The 23084-nt window shown below is 35.2% G+C and carries 20 protein-coding genes; 18 read left to right on the top strand and 2 right to left on the bottom strand.

Annotated features, from left to right (window positions below; all coding sequences use genetic code 11):
* Positions 1–26: 26 nt before the first annotated feature.
* Complete coding sequence (locus GB234_RS03790; protein WP_151893183.1) at positions 27–416, bottom strand: SPOR domain-containing protein; 390 nt, start codon at positions 414–416, stop codon at positions 27–29.
* 224 nt (positions 417–640) lie between these two features.
* On the opposite strand from GB234_RS03790, the gene GB234_RS03795 reads away from it, so the two are divergent.
* The 8 genes from GB234_RS03795 to GB234_RS03830 all read left to right on the top strand — a co-directional run bounded on the left by GB234_RS03795 (position 641) and on the right by GB234_RS03830 (position 12498).
* Positions 641–1978 carry a c-type cytochrome gene (locus GB234_RS03795; RefSeq protein WP_151893184.1) on the top strand — a complete coding sequence of 446 codons (1338 nt, stop codon included), beginning with the start codon at positions 641–643 and terminating at the stop codon, positions 1976–1978.
* Positions 1979–2056: 78 nt separating this feature from the next.
* Entirely contained in the window at positions 2057–5113 is a 3057-nt protein-coding gene (locus GB234_RS03800; protein ID WP_151893185.1) for a TAT-variant-translocated molybdopterin oxidoreductase, read from the top strand.
* Positions 5114–5138: 25 nt separating this feature from the next.
* Entirely contained in the window at positions 5139–6920 is a 1782-nt protein-coding gene (locus tag GB234_RS03805; protein ID WP_151893186.1) for a helix-hairpin-helix domain-containing protein, read from the top strand.
* Between the two features lies 1 nt (position 6921).
* Entirely contained in the window at positions 6922–7458 is a 537-nt protein-coding gene (locus GB234_RS03810) for a DUF3341 domain-containing protein (RefSeq protein WP_151893187.1), read from the top strand.
* Position 7459: 1 nt separating this feature from the next.
* Positions 7460–8137 (top strand): c-type cytochrome, encoded by a 678-nt coding sequence (locus GB234_RS03815; RefSeq protein ID WP_151893188.1) that lies wholly within the window; start codon positions 7460–7462, stop codon positions 8135–8137.
* Positions 8138–8169: 32 nt separating this feature from the next.
* Positions 8170–9564, top strand: a complete 1395-nt coding sequence (locus GB234_RS03820; protein WP_151893189.1) for a quinol:cytochrome C oxidoreductase — start codon at positions 8170–8172, stop codon at positions 9562–9564.
* A 25-nt stretch (positions 9565–9589) separates the two neighbouring features.
* Positions 9590–10657 (top strand): cytochrome c oxidase subunit II, encoded by a 1068-nt coding sequence (locus tag GB234_RS03825; RefSeq protein ID WP_151893190.1) that lies wholly within the window; start codon positions 9590–9592, stop codon positions 10655–10657.
* Positions 10658–10671: 14 nt separating this feature from the next.
* Positions 10672–12498 carry a cytochrome c oxidase subunit I gene (locus GB234_RS03830; protein ID WP_151893191.1) on the top strand — a complete coding sequence of 609 codons (1827 nt, stop codon included), beginning with the start codon at positions 10672–10674 and terminating at the stop codon, positions 12496–12498.
* 203 nt (positions 12499–12701) lie between these two features.
* Here GB234_RS03830 and GB234_RS03835 read toward each other — a convergent pair whose 3' ends face one another.
* The gene (locus GB234_RS03835; protein ID WP_151893192.1) at positions 12702–13211 is read right to left on the bottom strand and encodes a peroxiredoxin-like family protein; all 510 of its coding nucleotides are present in this window, start codon (positions 13209–13211) and stop codon (positions 12702–12704) included.
* Positions 13212–13422: 211 nt separating this feature from the next.
* On the opposite strand from GB234_RS03835, the gene ruvB reads away from it, so the two are divergent.
* The 10 genes from ruvB (at position 13423) to ruvA (ending at position 23051) form a co-directional block, all read left to right on the top strand.
* A complete protein-coding gene (gene ruvB / locus GB234_RS03840) occupies positions 13423–14445 on the top strand; it encodes a Holliday junction branch migration DNA helicase RuvB (protein WP_151893193.1) in 1023 nt (340 codons plus the stop codon).
* Between the two features lie 9 nt (positions 14446–14454).
* Complete coding sequence (locus GB234_RS03845) at positions 14455–15780, top strand: cytochrome P450 (protein WP_151893194.1); 1326 nt, start codon at positions 14455–14457, stop codon at positions 15778–15780.
* A gap of 76 nt (positions 15781–15856) precedes the next feature.
* Complete coding sequence (gene queG, locus GB234_RS03850; protein ID WP_371863332.1) at positions 15857–16795, top strand: tRNA epoxyqueuosine(34) reductase QueG; 939 nt, start codon at positions 15857–15859, stop codon at positions 16793–16795.
* A 154-nt stretch (positions 16796–16949) separates the two neighbouring features.
* Entirely contained in the window at positions 16950–17501 is a 552-nt protein-coding gene (locus GB234_RS03855; RefSeq protein WP_151893196.1) for a DUF6252 family protein, read from the top strand.
* Positions 17502–17553: 52 nt separating this feature from the next.
* Positions 17554–18141, top strand: coding sequence for a DUF6252 domain-containing protein (locus GB234_RS03860; protein WP_151893197.1), 588 nt, complete (start codon positions 17554–17556; stop codon positions 18139–18141).
* Positions 18142–18211: 70 nt separating this feature from the next.
* Positions 18212–18733 carry a DUF6252 domain-containing protein gene (locus tag GB234_RS03865; RefSeq protein ID WP_151893198.1) on the top strand — a complete coding sequence of 174 codons (522 nt, stop codon included), beginning with the start codon at positions 18212–18214 and terminating at the stop codon, positions 18731–18733.
* A gap of 19 nt (positions 18734–18752) precedes the next feature.
* Entirely contained in the window at positions 18753–19238 is a 486-nt protein-coding gene (locus tag GB234_RS03870) for a DUF6252 domain-containing protein (RefSeq protein WP_151893199.1), read from the top strand.
* A gap of 92 nt (positions 19239–19330) precedes the next feature.
* A complete protein-coding gene (locus tag GB234_RS03875; protein ID WP_151893200.1) occupies positions 19331–19807 on the top strand; it encodes a DUF6252 domain-containing protein in 477 nt (158 codons plus the stop codon).
* A 146-nt stretch (positions 19808–19953) separates the two neighbouring features.
* Positions 19954–22239: an NADP-dependent malic enzyme gene (locus GB234_RS03880; protein WP_151893201.1), complete on the top strand. Its 2286-nt coding sequence runs from the start codon at positions 19954–19956 to the stop codon at positions 22237–22239.
* Positions 22240–22469: 230 nt separating this feature from the next.
* Positions 22470–23051 carry a Holliday junction branch migration protein RuvA gene (gene ruvA / locus GB234_RS03885; protein WP_151893202.1) on the top strand — a complete coding sequence of 194 codons (582 nt, stop codon included), beginning with the start codon at positions 22470–22472 and terminating at the stop codon, positions 23049–23051.
* The last annotated feature ends 33 nt before the right edge of the window (positions 23052–23084 follow it).

A 23084-nucleotide genomic window follows, 5' to 3' on the forward strand; every position in this document is an offset into this window, starting at 1 on the left:
GAATAATGCGTGAATTTATTTAATGGCTACTTTTTCTTTTCTAGAATAAAAGCCGCGCTAAACTCTTTTTGAATTTCCATTAAAGCTCTGTCTGCTTCTAATCTGTTTGTGAAGTTTCCAGCCCAAACTTTAAAATTTGGTGTTTCGTATTCGAGCGAAGCAGGCCAACTCCCAAAACGCATTCTATATTTTTTCATAACAGCATTAGCGCCGTTTGAATCTCCATAGTAGAGTTGGATGGTGTAGCCGTCAGCTAACTTATTATCTTTCTCTAATTGCTTTTTAATTTTGAGAAGCTCACTAATTTGAGTGTCTGCATTTACAGTGACAACAGGGGTTTGAGCTTTTACTGTTTCTAAAGAACACGCAGCTAACAAGCTGAAAATAAATATGTTGAATACAAGTGTTTTTTTCATTATAATTGTTTATTAATGCAAAGGTACAAGAGTTTAGCTTTCGTAGTGTGGGTTTTATTATTTAGAATAATTATAAATTAGTCGTTAACACTTTGTTTAGATTTCGCAAACGGACTTTATATAGTATTTTTGCATCGTTATTTATGGCACTTTTTAAGACAAAAATTACGTTTTAAAAACTAACCAATTACGTGCCAAACTATTGACGATAATTAACCATTAGTATGCAAAAGGTGAATTTTAAGAAGCTATCCTCTATCTTGTCAGTATTCTCGTTGGCGTTTATGCTAACTATTTCTACAACTGTATTTGCTCAAGACTCAGCAAATGAAGCTGCGCTTACGGAAGCTGCTGCTCCGGCAACAGATGGTGTAGGCGATGCTGCTGCAGGTGAGGCATTATTTAAGGCAAATTGTGCATCATGTCATAATTTGTATAAGAAAAGAACCGGGCCAGCATTGTTTGGTGTGGGTGATAAATACGAAAGTGCTTGGTTGTATGAGTGGATAAAAAATAGTGCGGGCTTAATTGCTAGTGGTGATGCCCGTGCAATTGAAATTTTTGAGGAATATAATAAGTCCCCAATGACTGCTTTTCCTGGTTTAAGTGATACTGATATTGATAATATCATTGCTTACACGTATACTGAAAAGAAAGCCCCGGCTGTTGCTGAAGTGCCTGCAGGTACTGATGGTGGAAATGGCGGAGGTGGAGTTTCAAATAATATTATACTTGGGGCTTTAGCGTTAGTTTTCTTGTTGTTGGTGGTTATGTTGTTTTTGGTAACAAACACCTTGAAGAAAATTGCCTCAGCAAATGGTGTTGAGTATCCTACAAAAGATCCAAATAGAACCCCTATCTGGAGAGTATTTGTTGAGAATCAATTTTTGATGTTGGTGTCTTCAATATTTTTATTGTTAGCCTCTGCTTATTTTATGTATGGTTTCTTTATGCAGGTGGGTGTAGATCAAGGTTATGCGCCTGTGCAGCCTATTCACTATTCACACAGAATTCATGCTGGTGCAAATGAGATTGACTGTAACTACTGTCACTCTTCGGCAAGAAAAAGTAAAACATCTGGAATTCCTTCATTGAATGTATGTATGAACTGTCACAAAAGTATAGGCGAAGTTGCTGAAGGCGTTCAAGTTGAAGGTTTGAGTGAATATGGAGTAGATTACAATAAGGAAATCCAAAAATTATATAAAGCTGTTGGTTGGGATGAAGCTGAGCAAACTTATACAGGTAAAACGGAGCCGGTTAAGTGGGTTCGTATCCATAATTTGCCTGATTTTGCATATTTTAATCACTCACAACACGTAACTGTTGCTGGTGTAGCATGTCAAACATGTCATGGTCCGGTTGAGGAGATGGAAATAATGACTCAGCATGCTCCTTTGACGATGGGGTGGTGTATTAACTGTCACCGTGAGACAAATGTAAATGTTGCTGGTAACGATTATTATGAAAAAATCCATGATGAGTTATCTAAAAAATATGGAGTTGAGCAGTTGACTGCAGCGCAGATGGGTGGACTTGAATGTGGTAAGTGCCACTATTAATAGAAATTTTAATAATTTCTAAAAGTGCAGAAATCTCTTAGGAGAAATTAAAAATTAAAGAAAATTAAAAGTTTATAAATGGCATCAAACAAGAAATACTGGAAAAGTGTTGAGGAGCTGAATGAAAACAGCACTATTGTTGAGACGCTACAAAAAAATGAGTTTGTTACGGAAATCCCTACAGACGAGTTTTTGGGCGACAAAGAAACCCTTGAGGCTACATCAACCACACGTCGTGATTTCTTAAAATACGTTGGATTTACAACTGCGGCTGCGTCACTTGCTGCTTGTGAAGGTCCCGTAATTAAGTCTATTCCTTACGTTATTGCGCCAGATGAGATAGTTCCTGGTGTGTCTAATTATTATGCAACTACAATTGCTGATGGTTTTGACTTTGCAAATGTTTTGGTGAAAACTCGTGAAGGGCGTCCTATTAAAATAGAACGTAATGATTTGGACGGTGTAAATGGAAGCGTAAATGCTCGTGTTCATGCTTCAGTTTTGTCATTGTATGATAATAATAGGTTGAAAACACCTTTAGTGGGTGGAAAAGAATCAAGTTGGGCTGATTTTGATGCTGCTGTGGCGCAGAAGATGAATGAGATGCAAGGCAAAGATATTGTGTTAATGACACAAACTTTTGCAAGTCCATCAACTTCTAAGTTAATAAAAGAATTTACAGGGAAGTATCCTAACGTACGTCATGTGGTGTATGATGCAGTATCTTCTTCTGAAGCGCTTGATGCGTTTCAAACTGTTTATGGAACTCGTGCTATGGCGGATTATGATTTCAGCAAAGCTGAAGTTATTATTTCTGTCGGTGCAGATTTCTTGGGAGATTGGCAAGGTGGAGGTTATGATGCTGGTTATGCGAAGAGCCGTATTCCTGAAAATGGTAAAATGTCTCGTCACGTGCAATTTGAAGCGAACATGACATTGTCTGGTGCAAATGCAGATAAGCGTGTTCCAACTTCTCCGTCTCAGCAAATGCAAGTGCTTAAAGCTTTAACTGGAGGAAGTGCTTCGGGTTTGCCAGAGAATATTGCTCAGGCCGTAGCTAGTGCAAAAGCGCAATTAGCAAAAGCTGGGAGTAAAGGTGTTGTTATTACTGGACTGCCTAGTGTAGATGCTCAAGTTGTTGCTTTAAGGGCAAATGCGGGTAGTGTTGTGATGGATGCTCAAAAACCAAAAATGACTCGTCAAGGTAGTGCTTTGGAAGTTTCTAAAGTTATGCAAGGCGTTCTTAACGGAAATATAAAAGGTTTAATAACTGTAGGTGTTGATCCAGTTTATTCATTTCCGAATAATAAAAAATTTACCGAAGCATATCAAAAATTAGAAATGTCATTGGCATTTGCAATGAAGAAAGATGCTACGGCTGAATTGGCGCAATTAGTTGCTGCAACTCCGCATTATTTAGAATCTTGGGGTGATGCACAATTAAAAAAAGGAACTTTTAGTCTAATGCAGCCTACAATTCGTCCTTTATTTTCAACAAGACAATTTCAGGATAGTTTGTTGCAATGGACGGGAAATTCAAAAAAATATTACGATTATATTAAAGAGACGTGGTCTGGGGTTTTAGGAACGACGTCTTGGAGTAAGGCATTAGAAGCAGGAGTATTGGTTTCTGGTGTGGCTGTTGATAATGAAGTGGCTTCTGCGGGAGCTATAAATTTAGAGAGTGCAACATCTAATAATGCTTTAAGTTCAACCGCTCAAAGTGGTGGAATGGAGCTTACTTTATATACTAAAACAAGTATGGGTGATGGGCAGCAAGCAAATAACCCATGGTTGCAAGAGATGCCAGATCCTATTTCAAGAGCCTCTTGGGATAATTACGTTACTGTATCTGCAATGGATGCAAAAGATTTGGGTTTGACAAATGAGAATGTTGCAAATGGAGGACTTAACGGTAGTATAGTAAATGTTAAGATGGGCGATGTTGTTGTTGAAAATGTGCCGGTATTAATTCAACCAGGACAGGCTAAGAATTCTGTAGGATTAGCATTAGGATATGGTAAAAAAGCAGCAGTGCAAGAAGAAATGCAAACAGGTGTAAATGCTTATGCTTTGTATGATAATTTTTCAACGGTTCAAAATGTAACTTTAGAAAAAGTATCAGGAACGCATGAATTTGCATGTGTGCAATTACATAATACAATGATGGGTAGGGATATCATCATTGAGACCTCTTTAGAGATATTCAATACTCAAAATGTGAGTGATTGGAATCCTATTCCAAAAGTTTCTAAAGATCATGAAGAAATTCCTGTTACTTCACCAGATGCCGATTTATGGACGTCTTTCGATCGTAGTGTGGGTCATCATTTTAATCTTGCTATAGATTTGAATGCTTGTACTGGTTGTGGTGCTTGTGTTATAGCTTGTCACGCAGAAAACAACGTTCCTGTTGTAGGTAAAAGTGAAATGAGACGTAGCCGTGATATGCACTGGTTGCGTATTGATAGATACTATTCTTCAGAAGAGAGTTTTGTTGCAGATGGTGAGAAAAAAGATAGTATGTCTGGATTGAGTGAATCTTTATCTCAATTTGGTGAAATGGAGAACCCAGCGGCAAATCCACAAGTTGCTTTTCAGCCTGTAATGTGTCAACATTGTAATCATGCTCCTTGTGAGACTGTGTGCCCAGTTGCTGCGACATCGCATAGTCGTCAAGGTCAAAATCATATGGCGTATAACCGTTGTGTTGGTACAAGATACTGTGCAAACAACTGTCCTTATAAAGTACGTCGTTTTAACTGGTTTTTGTACAGTGAGAATGATGAATTTGATTACAACATGAATAATGATTTGGGTAGAATGGTATTAAACCCAGATGTAAATGTGCGTTCACGTGGAGTTATGGAAAAGTGTTCTATGTGTATTCAAAAAACACAATTGTCAATTCTTGAAGCAAAACGTGATGGGCGTCCTGTAAGCGATGCACAATTTCAAACAGCATGTTCTGCTGCTTGTGATAAAGGAGCAATGACTTTTGGTGATATTAATGATCACGACAGTAAAGTATATAAAGATAAAAAAGATAAGAGAATGTATCACTTATTAGAAGCAGTAGGGACAGAACCTAATGTATTCTATCAAACTAAAGTGAGAAACTCTAAAGAAGCATAACTAACTAAGAAATAGTATAAGAAATATGGCGTCGCATTACGAAGCACCTATTAGAAGACCCTTAGTTTTAGGAGATAAAAGCTACCACGATGTTACTGTGGATGTTGCTGCTCCTGTAGAGGGAAAAGCAAACAAATCTTGGTGGATTGTGTTTACTATTGCCTTGGTTGCATTTTTATGGGGAATTGGTTGTATAGTTTACACCGTTTCTACTGGAATTGGAGTCTGGGGATTAAACAGAACTGTGAATTGGGCATGGGATATTACTAACTTTGTTTGGTGGGTAGGTATTGGTCACGCAGGAACATTGATTTCTGCTGTATTATTATTATTTCGTCAAAAATGGAGAATGGCTATTAACCGCTCTGCAGAGGCCATGACTATTTTCTCTGTAATTCAAGCCGGTTTGTTTCCAATTATACACATGGGGCGACCATGGTTAGCATATTGGGTTTTGCCAATACCAAATCAATTTGGATCTTTATGGGTAAACTTTAACTCACCACTTCTGTGGGATGTATTTGCAATTTCAACATACCTTTCAGTTTCTTTAGTGTTTTGGTGGACTGGATTGTTGCCAGATTTTGCAATGATTAGAGATAGAGCTGTAACTCCTTTTACCAGAAGAATATACGGTATTTTATCGTTTGGATGGTCTGGTAGAGCAAAAGACTGGCAACGTTTTGAAGAGGTGTCATTGGTGTTGGCGGGTCTTGCTACACCACTTGTACTTTCTGTTCATACTATTGTATCTTTTGACTTTGCTACATCAGTAATCCCTGGATGGCATACTACTATATTTCCTCCGTATTTTGTTGCGGGTGCTGTATTCTCTGGGTTTGCGATGGTGAATACGCTTCTCATTATTATGAGAAAGGTTTCTAACTTAGAGGATTATATAACAATTCAGCATATTGAATTGATGAACATTGTAATTATGATTACGGGTTCTATTGTGGGTGTGGCTTACATTACAGAATTGTTTATTGCATGGTATTCTGGAGTTGAATATGAGCAATATGCATTTTTAAACAGGGCGACTGGACCTTACTGGTGGGCTTATTGGGCTATGATGACTTGTAATGTATTTTCTCCTCAATTTATGTGGTTCAAAAAATTGCGTACAAGTATTATGTTCTCTTTCTTTATTTCGATTATAGTAAATATAGGAATGTGGTTTGAGCGTTTTGTAATTATTGTTACTTCATTACATAGGGATTATCTACCGTCATCATGGACAATGTTTTCGCCTACGTTTGTTGATATTGGTATTTTTATTGGAACTATTGGCTTCTTCTTTGTGTTGTTCTTATTATATTCAAGAACATTCCCAGTAATTGCTCAAGCAGAGGTTAAATCTATTCTTAAAGGATCTGGTTATAAATACAAGAAATTAAGAGAAGAGCATGGTGATGATGTAAAACATTATAGTCCTGTTGTAAGAGTTCCAAAAGCAAATACAGCACCAGCTAAAGATGGTGTGTCAAGTGGTAACAAACACAATCCTACTGTGAATGCAGATGCACTTGTAAGTTCAGAATTTCAAAAAGATCAAATTGATTCTTTATTAAATAAATTAGGGACCTTTGATGCAAGTACACAAACCGCTGATGACCTAAAAAAGATTAGTGGAGTTGGGCCTGTGATGGAGCAGAAATTACATCAATTAGGTATTTATACATTCGCTCAGGTGAGTAGAATGACTAATGAGGATTACGATTTATTAGACGAAATAATTGGCGAGTTCCCAGGTAGAGCAAAGCGTGATGACTGGGCTGGACAAGCAACAAAACTAAAAAACAACTAGTATGGCTTCAAAAGTGGTTCATGCAATTTATAACGATGATGACATTCTAATGCAAGCGGTGAAACAAACGCGAGCAGAACGTTATCATATTGAAGAAGTATATACGCCTTTCCCTGTTCATGGTTTAGATAAAATAATGGGATTAGAGCCTACACGACTTGCAATAACAGCATTTATGTATGGTTTAGTAGGATTGAGTGTAGCTGTTACAATGATGAATTTTATAATGATTGAAGATTGGCCTCAAGATATTGGAGGTAAACCAAGCTTTAGTTATATAGAAAATATGCCAGCATTTGTTCCTATTATGTTTGAGTTAACAGTCTTTTTTGCTGCTCACTTGATGGTTATTACGTTTTATATGCGTAGTAAATTGTGGCCTTTTAAGAAAGCTGAAAATCCAGATATTAGAACAACTGATGATCATTTTTTGATGGCAGTTGATGGAGGGAATCATGACTTAGAGAAACTTTCTAAGTTTTTATATGATACAGGAGCATTAGAAATAAGTATAGTAGAATCTGAAGATGATCATTAATATGAAGAATATTATCAAATATAGCATTGCTTTGATAGCATTATTGGGTATGATTTCCTGCGGAAGTGATAACAAACCTAATTATCAATATATGCCAAATATGTATGAGCCTGTAGGATACGAAACTTATGGCGAATATGGTGTTTTCGAAAATGGAATGGAGGCAATGTTACCTGTTGAAGGAACAGTTGCTAGAGGATGGCAACCTTATGACTATAAGAATACAACAGATGAGTTAAATAGAGCTAAAGATGACCTTAAAAATCCTCTCCCAATAACAGAGGAGAATTTAGCAGCGGGATCACAATTGTATACGATCTATTGTGCGGTCTGTCACGGTGATAAAGGAGATGGAAATGGAATATTAATGCAACGCGAAAAAATATTAGGTATCCCAAGCTATGCTGCTGAAGGTCGTAATATTACTGAAGGTGGAGTTTACCATGTGCAAATGTACGGTTTGAATACAATGGGATCTTATGCGTCCCAGACTAATGAGATGGAACGCTGGCAGATTACACATCATGTTATGAATTTGAAAGCAGTATTAGAAGGAAGACCAATTAGTACGCCAGTTCAAACTGAAGATGGAAATACACAACAGCTAGTTTCACCGAGTGATACTTCTGCTGTAGATAATGAGTTAGAGGCTGAAATAAACTCTAATTTAGAAAACTAACTAATTAAGCAACAAAGAGAATAGTTAAAGATATGGACTATAAGCTACCTAGTAAATTAAAATTGTTTGCAATCATTTTTATGGTGATTGGAGCTCTTGGTATTGCGGCAGGATTTTTAACAGCACCTAGTACTACTGCTGAAGTTAAAGAAATGATGGCTTCTCATGGCGATGGTCATGGAAACGATCATACATCTGAAAGTGGACATGCTGATGTAAGTCATGAAGTAGATTCACATAATAATAAGACGGATAATTCAATAGATCATGGAGTTGTGGATGTTGAATCGCATGATAGTGCTAATGCTCACGATAGTGAAGAAGCACACTTAGAACATACTCTGCATCAATTACAAAATAGACCTTGGTCTGCATTGTATGTTGCGTGTTTCTTTTTCTTTATGATTTCATTAGGCGTATTGGCATTTTATGCTGTTAATTGGGCAGCACAGGCAGGTTGGTCACCAGTATTATTTAGAGTAATGGAAGCAATTACCGCTTACTTAGTTCCAGGAGGTATAATTATGTTTGTATTACTAGCTTTATCTGGATTTCATGTTAATCATTTGTTTGTTTGGGCAGACCCAGAAGTTGTTGCTCATGATGTTTTAATTCAAGGTAAGTCTGGATGGTTGAATGGAACAGGTTTACTGATTAGAGCAGCTATATTTTTAGGTGGTTGGATATTGTACCGCACATATGCAGTTAAATTTTCTAGAAAAGATGATGATGCTTCTGATAATACTTACTATAAAAAATCATTTAGAATTTCCGCAGCATTTCTTGTGTTCTTTATTTATACAGAATCAATGATGTCTTGGGATTGGATTATGAGTTTTGATCCCCACTGGTTCTCTACTTTATTTGGTTGGTATGTGTTAGCTGGTATGATGGTTTGTGGGATTACTACAATCGCATTGATTACTATAATACTAAAATCTCAAGGATATTTAGAGTTTGTAAATGACAGTCATATTCATGATTTAGCTAAGTTTATGTTCGGGTTTAGTATTTTTTGGACATACCTTTGGTTCTCACAGTTTATGTTGATATGGTATGCAAATATTCCAGAAGAGGTTACATATTTTATAACGAGAATTGAAGATTTTAAACTTCCTTTCTTTGGTATGGTTGCAATGAATTTCTTATTCCCAGTGTTATTATTAATGAATAGTGACTATAAGCGTGTTAATTGGTTTGTAGTTTTAACAGGAATCGTAATTCTTGCTGGACATTATATTGATATTTTTGTAATGGTAATGCCAGCAACAGTAGGAACAAGCTGGTTTATTGGAATTCCAGAAATAGGATCTGTATTGTTTTTCTTTGGTCTATTTGTTTTTGTCGTATTTACAGCATTAACAAAAGTTCCATTACTTGCAAAGAACAATCCTTTCATTAAGGAAAGTAAGCACTTTCACTATTAATTAATTATTTAGAAGACAGATAACGATGACCGCATTTTTAGTTGTATTAGTAATCATTCTTTTCGGTATTACCGTACTGCAGTTGAGTAAGATATTAAACATGTCTAAATCAGCTGAGAAATTAGGTGAGGGCTCAGAAGTAGCTTCAGAAAAAGACAATAATATTAACGGATGGTTAATGTTAGGATTTGTATTTTTTACTTATTTATTATTAATAGTTTGTTTTTACAAATGGTGGGATGTTTTATTACCTCAAGCAGCCTCAGAACATGGTTCAACAATTGATACCTTAATGTTTATTTCTATGACGTTAATTTTTGTTGTAGGTTTTTTTACTTTATGGTTATTAAGTTACTTTTCGTTTAAGTATAGAGGGAATAGTACAAATCGTGCATTGTTTTTTGCTGATAATGATAAATTAGAATTTATTTGGACAATTATTCCTGTTATTGTTTTAGCTGGATTAATTATATTCGGACTTTTCACATGGACTGATATTATGAATGTAGATACTGAAGATGATCCTATGGTTGTTGAATTGTATGCATACCAATTTGACTGGAGAGCACGTTACAGTGGTGAAGATAATACTCTAGGAGAGGCTAATGTTAGACTTATTGAAGGGGTGAATCAATTAGGTGTAGATGCTTCAGATCCTAATGCTCAAGATGATGTAGTTGTTAATGAGTTGCATTTACCTGTTGGAAGAAAAATATTATTTAAAATACGTTCACAAGATGTATTACACTCAGCTTATATGCCTCATTTTAGAGCTCAGATGAACTGTGTGCCTGGTATGATTACACAATTTTCTTTTACTCCTTCTATCACAACTGAGGATATGCGTATGGATGATGAAGTTGTGGCTAAAGTGAGAAAAATTAATAATATTAGAAGAGAGAAAAGCAAAGACTTAGCTGCAAAAGGAGAAGAAGCATTAGAACCTTACGAATTTGATTACCTGTTACTTTGTAATAAAATTTGTGGTAGTAACCATTATAACATGCAAATGAAGATTGTTGTTGAATCTCAAGAAGATTACGATGCTTGGCTTGCAACACAGCCTAACATTGCAACAGCATTAAAGAAATAAAAAGCTTAAAAGATATGTCAGCACACGCAAATGAACTCGCAGTTGATCACCATGATGATCACGGGCATCATCACAAGGAAACTTTCATAACTAAATACATATTTAGTCAAGACCATAAAATGATTTCTAAACAATACCTTATTACTGGTTTGTTTATGGGAATTATTGGAATATCAATGTCAATTCTTTTTAGAATGCAATTGGCATGGCCAGACCATCAGTTTACTATTTATGAAGTATTACTTGGAAAATGGGGAGAAGATGGTGTGATGGATCCTAGTATGTATTTGGCACTAGTTACTATTCACGGAACGATAATGGTTTTTTTCGTTCTTACTGCTGGATTGAGTGGTACTTTTAGTAATCTCCTTATACCACTTCAAATTGGAGCTCGAGATATGGCATCTGGATTTTTAAATATGGTTTCATATTGGCTCTTCTTTTTGTCAAGTCTTATAATGGTAATGTCTTTATTTGTAGAGGCAGGACCTGCATCTGCTGGATGGACTGTTTACCCACCTTTAAGTGCCTTACCTCAAGCAATGCCTGGTTCAGGTGCTGGTATGACACTATGGTTAGTTTCTATGGCAATATTTATTGCATCCTCTTTAATGGGTTCATTAAACTATGTAGTTACAGTAATTAATTTGCGTACAAAAGGAATGTCTATGACGCGCTTGCCGTTAACAATTTGGGCTTTCTTTGTAACAGCAATTATTGGTATCGTTTCATTCCCAGTTTTACTTTCAGCAGCATTAATGTTGATAATGGATAGAAGTTTCGGAACATCATTTTTCTTATCAGATATTTATATTGCTGGAGAAGTCCTCCACAATCAAGGAGGTTCCCCAGTATTATTTGAACACTTATTTTGGTTTTTAGGTCACCCTGAAGTATACATTGTTATACTACCAGCAATGGGAATGGTGTCTGAGATTATGGCAACAAATGCACGAAAGCCTATTTTTGGATATAGAGCGATGGTAGCGTCTATTTTAGCAATTGCTTTCCTTTCTACAATTGTATGGGGTCACCACATGTTCCTTTCTGGAATGAACCCATTCTTAGGATCAGTATTTACATTTACTACATTATTAATTGCAATACCTTCAGCAGTAAAATCATTTAATTGGATTACAACCCTCTGGAAGGGTAACCTTCAAATGAATGTAGGTATGCTTTTCTCAATAGGTTTTGTTTCTACTTTTATTACAGGTGGGTTGACAGGAATCATATTGGGAGATAGTGCGCTTGATATTAATGTTCATGATACATATTTTGTTGTAGCTCACTTCCACTTGGTTATGGGTATCTCAGCACTGTATGGTTTATTCGCTGGAGTTTATCATTGGTTCCCAAAAATGTTTGAAGGAAAGTTGATGAATAAAAATTTAGGTTATGTTCATTTTTGGATTACTGCAATTGGAGCATACGGCGTTTTCTTCCCAATGCACTTTATAGGTATGGCTGGATTACCTCGCCGTTACTATACTAATACTGCATTTCCTTATTTTGATGATTTGACTGATGTAAACGTTGTGATCTCAATATTTGCTTTCATTACAGCAGCAGCACAATTAGTGTTCTTATATAACTTTATTCATTCTATGTTCTACGGAAAAGTAGGTCCTAAAAACCCTTGGAAGTCTAATACACTTGAATGGACTGCCGAAGTTAAGCACATACATGGTAACTGGGATGGACCAATTCCTGAAGTTCACCGTTGGGCATATGACTATAGTAAATTAAACAGTGATGAATCTGATTATGTGATTGCTGGTCAAGATTACGCACCACAGCACATTCCGCTTCAAGAAAATGAAGAAGAAATGCATCATTAAGCATTTACATATTTAATAAATAAAGAGAGCCCTTTCAATTTTTTTTGAAAGGGCTCTCTTTTTACTTCGGAAATATTAAAATATACCCACTAATGGGTATTGTTTTAAATTTAATCCTCATTTATATTTGTGATAATTAAACCAATAATTTTGAGGAGAATTATTTGGAAATTAATATAACGTCTCTATTGCAGAGGCGTTTTTTAATTTTCCCCTCTTGGTGGATAATCCTTCTTTTCAATAAAATCTATTGCATTTAATATGTCTTTATAATCAGGTCTAGCAAATGGCATTGTTTGTACTGAAGAAAAATACAATTTTTGATCTTTATCAATTAAAAACATACCCGGTTCTGAAAACTTTGAAGGTTCTTTGTCGGATATTGCTTTACTAATATAAAGTCCCCATTCTCTTGCTTTTTCTTCGCTCATTTCATACCCTATAGGTAATCCGTCCACATTCCATTCCTCACCACTAATCTTAGCTCTTTTTTCGCTATCCATACTAACCGCGATAACATTTACACCCTTTTCAACAAAACTCTCTAATTTGTCACTTAAATTTTCAAGTTGTTTTTTACATACAGGGCAGTGCAGTCCACGGTAAAATGTGATCAATGTATATTTTGGAGCTTTTTGGTTTTCAAGTGACCATTTAGAACCATTAATTAATTTAATATCTAAGCTTGGTGTCTTTGTTTTAGGTAAAATCATATTTTAATATTTTAAATTATTGTTTTCTAAAAGTTCAATTTATTAATATCATAAGTCTTTTACTCCCAATATATAGCTAATTGGTTCTTAATGAAAAGTGAATATTTGTAATCATAGCCTTATTTTAAAAGAGCATTTATTATTATTTATTGAAATTTTATGCTTTAAATCTTTCAATTATTATCATAAAACCCTTTGTATATTTGTGTATATGAATGAGCACCTTGATCCTTCCGAAGAAAATTTAACTCCGCAAGATTTAGACGTAGAAAAAAAATTGCGACCACTCTCTTTTGATGACTTTACGGGTCAAGATCAAGCACTTGAAAATTTACAAATATTTGTCCAAGCTGCAAATCTAAGAGGTGAAGCATTAGATCACACACTTTTTCATGGACCTCCAGGACTAGGGAAAACCACCCTAGCGCACATATTAGCAAATGAGTTAGACGTTGGGATAAAGGTAACCTCTGGGCCAGTACTTGATAAACCAGGCGATTTAGCCGGGCTACTTACAAATCTAGATGAGCGTGATGTTCTTTTTATAGACGAAATTCATAGATTGAGTCCAATCGTAGAAGAGTACCTTTATTCTGCAATGGAAGATTATAAAATTGACATTATGATTGAATCTGGCCCTAATGCACGGTCAGTTCAAATCCATTTAGCACCATTTACATTAGTGGGTGCAACAACGCGTTCTGGACTGTTAACAGCTCCTATGCGCGCTCGATTTGGAATTGCATCTCGCCTACAATATTATACAACAGAGTTGCTCACTACAATTGTGCAACGTAGCGCCACTATTCTAGCTGTTCCCATAACAATGGAAGCAGCTATAGAAATAGCGGGTCGTAGCAGGGGAACGCCCCGTATTGCAAACGCATTGTTGCGTCGAGTGCGCGATTTTGCTCAAATTAAGGGCGACGGAAATATTAACATCGAGATTGCCAGATTCTCATTAAAAGCATTAAATGTAGATGCCTTTGGATTAGACGAAATGGATAACAAAATACTCACAACTATTATCGAAAAATTTAAAGGTGGTCCTGTAGGGATATCGACAATAGCTACAGCAGTATCTGAAAGTCCTGAAACTATTGAAGAAGTGTATGAACCCTTTTTAATACAACAAGGATTTATCATGCGGACACCTCGTGGAAGAGAAGTGACTGAAGCTGCATACAAGCACTTAGGCAAAATCAAAGGCCCTACACAAGGTGGGTTGTTTTAAATAATATCAATGCAACAAATCCCAGAAGTTTCAGTTTTTAGATTTCTTAGTAATTCTCTTCGGATTTTAAAAAACCCATTGCCTTTTCATCATGCAAAATTTGAAATGCTTGGTGATACATTTCGGTTAAAATTAGGTTTTGGAAATTCAGTTGTTTTCTCTAGAGACCCGGGATTTTTGCAACATGTACTTCAGAAAAATCAAAAAAATTATACAAAATCTCCTATCCAAACCAAGGATTTAGCAAAATACGTAGGTAAAGGATTATTAACTTCAGAAGGTGAGCTTTGGCAGCAACAACGCAAACTTATTCAACCAGCATTTCATAAAAAACAACTTGTAAATTTATTAAGTAGTATTCAAAGTGCCATTGACAGTGAACTTTCAAAAATTAAAATCAACCAACCGTTTGATGTTTTTCCAGTGTTTAATGACTTAGCTTTTCAAACTGTTGTACAAGCACTTTTTAGCAATGCGGCAAATCAAGCCCAGATTAATAAACTTCAAAACATTACAGAGGAAGTTCAAAAAATGTTAGTCAAAGAATTACGTCAACCCTATTTAAATTGGTGGTTTCGGGGTAGTGGAAAAATTAAAAGGCATCTACAATACATTCAAGAAGCTCGAGATATTTTGAGGGAGCTCGTTTCCGATAGGAAAAAAAGCAACATCCGCCATGATGATTTGTTAGATATGTTACTTGATGCACGTTACGAAGACGGCGAGGAAATGGACGAAGAACAATTGATTGATGAAATATTAATATTGTTTACAGCAGGCCATGAAACAACATCAAATGCATTGACTTTTGCAGCGTTGCTAATTGCGAGTAATCCAGAATCGCAACAACAAATATTAAATGAAATTAATGATTTTAAAAATGATGAACAATCATTAATGGAGAATTTAAAGAGTAGTCCGTACACCACCAGTGTCATTGAAGAAACTATGCGGTTGTACCCGCCAGCATATTTTATAGACCGTATAAATATTGAAGAGGATGTTTATAGTGATACTCAAATTCCAAAGGGTTCTAACCTATTGTTTTCATTATACGAAATTCATAGACACAAAAATTTTTGGGATGACCCATTAAAATTTAAGCCATCGAGGTTTTTAAATAAGCAAAAGAAAACCTACTCCTCTCATTATTTTCCTTTTGGAGCTGGCCCAAGAATGTGTATAGGGAATAATTTTGCAATGTATGAGATGGTAATGACGGTTCAATCATTAGTAAAAAATTATAAAATTGATACTAAAGAAACTCCCATAGAGATATTGCCGTTAATTACACTTAAACCTAAAAATGCTATTTTAGTATTTCAAAAACGATAGTAATCTTTCTTCGGAAATATTAAACATCAAAACCTGTCAACACTTATTTAACCCTAGAGTTTAAGAATAAAAAGCCATAATCATTAAACGTAAACACCAAAATACCGCCCTAATTAAAGCCGAAGCTACACGTCTAGGTTTCTTATCCTGTGGTATTTCTAAAGCAGAATTTTTAGAAGAAGAAGCACCACGATTAGAGGCTTGGTTAAACAAAAATATGCACGGTGAAATGGGGTATATGGAAAATCATTTTGATAAACGACTAGACCCTACAAAATTAGTGGAGGGTTCAAAAAGTGTAATTTCATTATTGCTCAATTATTATCCATCTCAATTTCAAAATCAGGATTCTTATAAAATTTCGAAATACGCATATGGCACGGATTATCACTTTGTAATAAAAGACAAGTTAAAGCAATTACTTCATTTTATTGAAGAGAACATTGGAAAAGTTCACGGACGTGCTTTTGTAGATTCGGCACCTGTATTAGATAAAGCTTGGGCAGCAAAAAGTGGTTTAGGGTGGATAGGAAAACATAGCAACTTACTATCTAAACAAACGGGCTCTTTTTATTTTATAGCAGAACTTATAGTTGATCTAGACCTTGAATATGATGCACCCGTTACAGACCATTGTGGTAGTTGTACCGCTTGTATTGATGCTTGCCCTACACAAGCAATCGTGGAACCATATAAAGTTGATGGCAGTAAATGTATAAGTTACTTTACAATTGAATTAAAAAAAGAAATCCCAACTGCTTTTAAAAATACTTTTGATGAGTGGATGTTTGGCTGTGACATATGCCAGGATGTTTGCCCATGGAATCGTTTTAGTAAATCCCATAATGAGCCATTATTTGATCCAAATCCACAATTACTTTCTATGGATAAAAAGGATTGGGAAGAAATTACAAAAGAAGTTTTTAATAATATCTTCAAAAAAAGCCCAGTTAAACGAACCAAGTTTACGGGTCTAAAACGTAATATTGATTTTTTGAAAAACGATAGTTTTTAAATTTTTTCACCTTTTCTATTTCGTTTTAATGTGTTGAAAATCTTGATTTAAGCATTCAGCATTAGCTACCTTTTTATTTTTTTTCTCATCATATTGCCACTTTGTTAACCTTTTAAACTTCTCAAATATTAAAGAGAAACTTAAAACCTTAACAATGAATATTTCAATTAAAAAATTTGTAAAAATTATAATGATATCAATGAGCTTGTGCTTGTTGGTTACATCATGTAGCAAAAGTGATGAAGGAGTGGCTGCCGAAGAACCTATGAATCAAGACGGAAACGGAGATGCTAACGGAGGAAATGGTGATGGTGGAAATCCTATTGACTTAAGTGGTAATTTTTCTGTTTTAATTAATAATAACGCTTTTGTACCCACAGAAATTATAGCAGTGAAAAGTGCTAATGAAGAATCTATGTCTATTGAGGTTCGTGATGATACAAATTTTATAAGATTAATAATACAAGAGGATTTAAGTGTAGGTACACATGTTTTTGGCGAAACTGTTGTTACATCAGTAGTAATAGATGGATTTCCAGAGTTCTCAAATATAAACCCCACAGGTACTCTAACCATAACAGCACATGATTTAACCAATAATATTTTGGTAGGGACATTTTCATTTACGGTTGAAAGTGTATATCATAATTCTACAATAACACTTACCGATGGCGAATTCAACTTTGTCTATATACAAGGAACTTAATATTAAATAACTCAAAAACAAAAAATTACTTTAAAATTATAAAATGTTTATTATGAATATCAACTTTAGAAAACTAGCAACAATTACAGTATTATCAATGACCTTATGTTTAGGATTAAACTCCTGCAGTGGTAGTGATGATGATGGTGGTACGGAGGAACAAATGATTCAAGACGATGGTGATGGAGACGGTAGTGGTGGTGATAATCCCATAGACTTAAGCGGAAATTTTTCGGCAATAATAGATGGTGAGGCATTTATACCTAATGAGGTAACAGCCTCTAAAATAACTGTAGACAATGAAATAGGATTAACTCTGGGTGCTACAGATGGGGATAAATATCTTTTTAGTATTGTCATACGCGCAGCATCAAATTCAACAATTCCATCTTTAGATCCAGGAACTTACAATTTTGATAATAACGCCTATTCAATTGTAGTTAAAACAAATGCAGATGGTTCTCAAGCATATACCTCTACAATAGTAGATGGCGGTTCGGGTACTTTTACTATCACAAGCCACGATAGGGTAGCAAAAACCATTTCGGGTAGTTTTGCATTTGTTTCTACTAATGTTGATAATAATATTGATTTTAACGTTACAAATGGGGCATTTAATATGGAGTATATTACTAATTAAATTATCATAAATTCTATCCTAAATAGAAACTTTCTACATTTTTATTTCGCTAAAAATTATAAAAAGTAAAATGAAAACACAATTTAAAAATTCAACTATTAAATTAATAATGCTATTGTTTATCTGCCTAGGAATTTCATCCTGCAGTAATGATGATTCTAATTCGTCATCAGACCAGCAGGGGTTAGGCAATGGAAACCCTATAAACCTGAATGAAAATTTTTCTTGTAGCTTAGATGGAAATGTTTTTATGCCTATAAACATCATAGCCTTAAAACAAGAAAATCAAGAATCTTTTAGTATAACAACAATAGATAATCAGGATAATGGTGTTCAATTACTAGTGGATTCAAGTTTAGATCCAGGAACTTACGCATTTGATGAAAATATATTTGGCACAGTATCTACCGTAAATCAATATGCAATTACAGGGCATAGTGGTGCTGACGGGATGTTGACTATACTTACTCATGACAGGAGTGCTGGCACAATGAAAGGTACTTTTTCATTTAATGCACGAACACTAAATACACAAATAGAATTTGTTGTTACAGATGGCGCATTTGATGTGGATTATGTTGTGGTAGAATAATAAAGTAAATAAAACAATCATGAATTTAAAAAGAACAATTTCAAAACAATCCATTTTAAGCCTACTATTTATTTTATCATTATTAATTAGTTGTAGCGATGATAATCCACTTTCAGAATTAAACGATAATTTGCTAGGGGGTAGTCTAACAGCAAATGTAGGTGCCGTTTCATACCAAGCAAGCTTTATAAATGCAGAAGTATTAGACGGTGAATTAGGTATTTATACTCTAGATGATGAGGGTAATATACTTAACTTACAATTCCCTGATAGCTACGGTGTAGGTACATACGCCCTTGACACACCTCAAGCGGGTGGGGCTATAGTTAATGAGCCCGCCGGAAATATAACAGGAGGAAGTATATCTGGAACCCTTACCATTACTGAAAAGAATACGAGCTCAAAAAAAATTGTAGGCACGTTTAATTTTGTGGCAGATATAGACCTTGATGGTGATAATACCATTGAGGTAACTGCTGGCTCTTTTTCGGTTACATATAAATAGATTTTCTTCTGAAATTTTAATGCCTTGAAATTTCAGAAGAAAAAAAACTTTTTAGCATTTCAAAAATTAAATTATTTAAAACTTTATACATTATGAAAATTACTAAATTATTTAGTGTTTTAATTTTAGGATTATTAGTAACATTAGCTGCTTGTGGCGGAGATGATGATAATAACGAAGAGCAACAAGGCCAAAATAGTTTTATGGCAACGTTAAATGGTGTTGATTACATACCTCAATTTGTAACTTCTTTCAAAACAGTAAGTCTTAATAACATTTTAATAACGGGTGATATGGGCACTGGAGAAACAATGCAACTTTTTTTGTCAGGAGATGTAACACCTGGAACCTACGAGTGGAGTACAATTACAATGGCTCAATATTCAACAACAGGTGACTTTGAAGATGGAGGTTTTGCCAATACTGGAAATGTAACTGTAACTGCACACAATAGTTCTGAAAAAACTATTAGTGGTACATTTAATTTTACAACAATACCTTCAATGTCAAATCAAACGGTGTATACGATTACAGAAGGTGAATTTAGCGTGACGTATACAGATATTTAATTCTGAAATTTTAAGACAAAAAAGCATTTAGCATAAAAGTTAAATGCTTTTTTTATTTTCTACAATGAGCCATAAATAAACCCTCTTATATAACTTCTATTCCCGTTACTCTGTTATTTTTGTAATATAGCATAATTGAATTAACTATGAGTAAACAATCTAAACGTCGCGAGGCATTACTATATCATGCAAAACCTAAACCGGGTAAAATTGCAGTTGTTCCTACTAAAAAATATGCATCTCAGAGAGATTTGTCATTAGCATATTCACCTGGAGTTGCGGAGCCTTGCTTAGAGATAGCAAAGGATAAAAAAAATGTTTATAAGTATACCTCAAAAGGTAATCTTGTTGCGGTGATTTCAAATGGTACTGCAGTTTTAGGTCTTGGTAATATAGGTCCAGAAGCTTCAAAACCTGTGATGGAAGGAAAGGGATTGTTGTTTAAAATTTTTGCAGATATTGATTGTTTTGATATTGAGGTGGATACCGAAGATGTGGACTCGTTTATTGAAACAGTTAAAAACATTGCACCCACCTTTGGCGGTATTAATCTAGAGGATATTAAAGCCCCAGAGGCATTTGAAATTGAGCGTAGACTTAAGGAAGAGTTAGACATTCCTGTAATGCATGATGATCAACATGGTACTGCCATTATATCATCGGCGGCATTGATAAATGCATTAGAATTAACTGGAAAAGATATTGAAAATGTGCGTTTTGCAGTTTCTGGAGCAGGCTCTGCCGCAATTTCTTGTATGAATTTATATGTGGCCCTTGGTGCTAAATTAGAAAATATTGCCATGTTCGATTCAAGCGGACTTTTACATAGCAATCGCGATGATTTATCTCCTATGCAAGCTGTTTTTAGAACAGACAAAAAATATGACTCTTTAGCAGATGCTATGAAGGATGCAGATGTGTTTCTAGGATTGTCCGTCGGCAATATTGTAACACCACAAATGGTACAAACCATGGCAGCTAATCCTATTGTTTTTGCCATGGCAAACCCTACTCCTGAGATAGCTTATGATGAAGCATGTGCCTCTCGTCCAGATATAATAATGGCAACAGGGCGTAGTGATCACCCTAATCAAGTAAATAATGTGCTTGGTTTTCCATTTATATTTAGAGGCGCGTTAGATGTTCGTGCAACAAAAATTAATGAAGAAATGAAAATGGCGGCAGTGCGGGCGTTAGCGGCTCTTGCAAAAGAACCCGTTCCAGAGCAAGTAAATATTGCCTATCAAGAAACAAGGCTCAATTTTGGTAGGGATTATATAATTCCAAAACCATTTGATCCTAGGTTGATTGCAACAGTACCCCCTGCAGTTGCAAAAGCAGCAATGGATAGTGGTGTAGCGACAGCACCCATTAAAGACTGGGAAAAATATATTGATGAGCTCAACGAACGCATGGGTAGCGATAATAAAATTATTCGCTTATTAATGAATCGTGCAAAGAGCGACCCTAAGAAAATTGTTTTTGCAGAAGCAGACCATTTAGATGTGTTAAAAGCAGCTCAGATTGTTAACGAGGAGGGTATTGGGGTTCCTATTCTTTTAGGTAGAAAAGAAGTGATTGAAGAGTTAATGGCACAATTAGATTTTGATGCAAATGGTATTGAAATCATTGACCCTAAGAGTGATGAGCAGCTAGATAGATTAAACTATTACGCAGAAAAACACTGGCAAAATAGAAGAAGAAGAGGTGAGTCTTTGTATGATGCTCAAAACAATATGCGTTTACGCAACTATTTTGCAGCAATGATGGTTAATGAAGGCGATGCAGATGCAATGATTTCTGGATATTCAAGAGCGTATCCTGCGGTGGTGAGACCTGTTTTAGAAACTATTGGGCGTTTTGACGGGGTTAGTAAAGTGGCGACTACAAATATGATGATGACCCGCAGAGGCCCTATTTTTATAAGTGATACCTCTATAAATATTGACCCAACTGCAAAGGAACTTGCAAAGATTGCACAGATGACAAACTATACAATGAAAATGTTTGGTTTGACCCCTGTGATTGCAATGATTAGTTATGCAAACTTTGGTTCATCAAAAGATCCACATGCATCTAAAGTAAGTGAAGCAGTAGCATATTTACATCGTAATAATCCAGATATGCACGTTGACGGTGAGTTGCAAACAGATTTTGCCTTAAATCCAGAAATGCTTAAAAAGAAATTCCCTTTCTCTAAGTTGGCTGGGAAAAAAGTAAACGCCCTTATTTTCCCAAATCTTGATGCAGCAAACAGTAATTACAAATTATTAAAAGAACTTAACGAAGTAGAATCTGTAGGTCCTATTATGCTAGGAATGCGTAAGCCCGTTCATATTTTACAGTTGGGTGCAAGTGTAGAAGAAATTGTTAATATGAGTGCCGTTGCAGTAGTTGATGCGCAGCAAAAAGAGAAACGAAATAAAATTTAAGAATATAAAAATTTATAAATTCTTCAGAGATTTTAATATTTAAATAACAAAGTTCCGGTTTTAAAATTTCAGTAGTCAAAAAAAGAATAAATCTACTTTTTGATTATTGTTGTAGTCACATTTCCGAAGTGAAAATTCCTATTCAATTTTAACGTTATTTTTCCCTATTTGCAGGATGGGAGAAGCAAATAAATTATACTATATTTGGCGTCTTAACTTTTTATTAAGAAATGATTACACACCTGCAAGGTAAACTTTCAGAAAAAACACCCACACATGTAGTGATAGACTGCAATGGCGTGGGTTATTTTGTGAACATTTCTATGCATACTTTTTCGCAGTTACCCGAAGGAGAAAACATTAAATTATTTACCCATTTGCAGGTACGAGAAGATGCTCATATTTTATATGGCTTTTCAAGTATGAATGAACGGGAGGTTTTTAGATTATTGATTTCGGTTTCAGGTGTGGGTACTAGCACGGCAAGAATAATGTTGTCTTCACTGTCACCGCAACAAGTTACTGAGGCAATAGCATCAAGCGATGTGGCAACCATTCAATCTGTGAAAGGAATAGGTGCTAAGACTGCGCAGCGTGTGCTTTTAGATTTAAAGGATAAGATTTTAAAAGTGTATGGTTTAGACGATGTTTCTGTCGTTTCAAGCAATACGAATAAAAATGAAGCGTTATCTGCTTTGGAGACCTTGGGGTTTGCGCGTAAACAAGCTGAAAAAGTTTGTGACAGCGTTGTTAAAGAAAGCCCGCAGGCAAGCGTCGAAGAAATAATAAAGCAAGCTTTAAAAAAATTATAATATTGGGTGCAAATAATTACGTGTACGGGAATA

The sequence above is a fragment of the Patiriisocius marinistellae genome, from assembly GCF_009014635.1.
GTDB lineage: Bacteria > Bacteroidota > Bacteroidia > Flavobacteriales > Flavobacteriaceae > Patiriisocius > Patiriisocius marinistellae.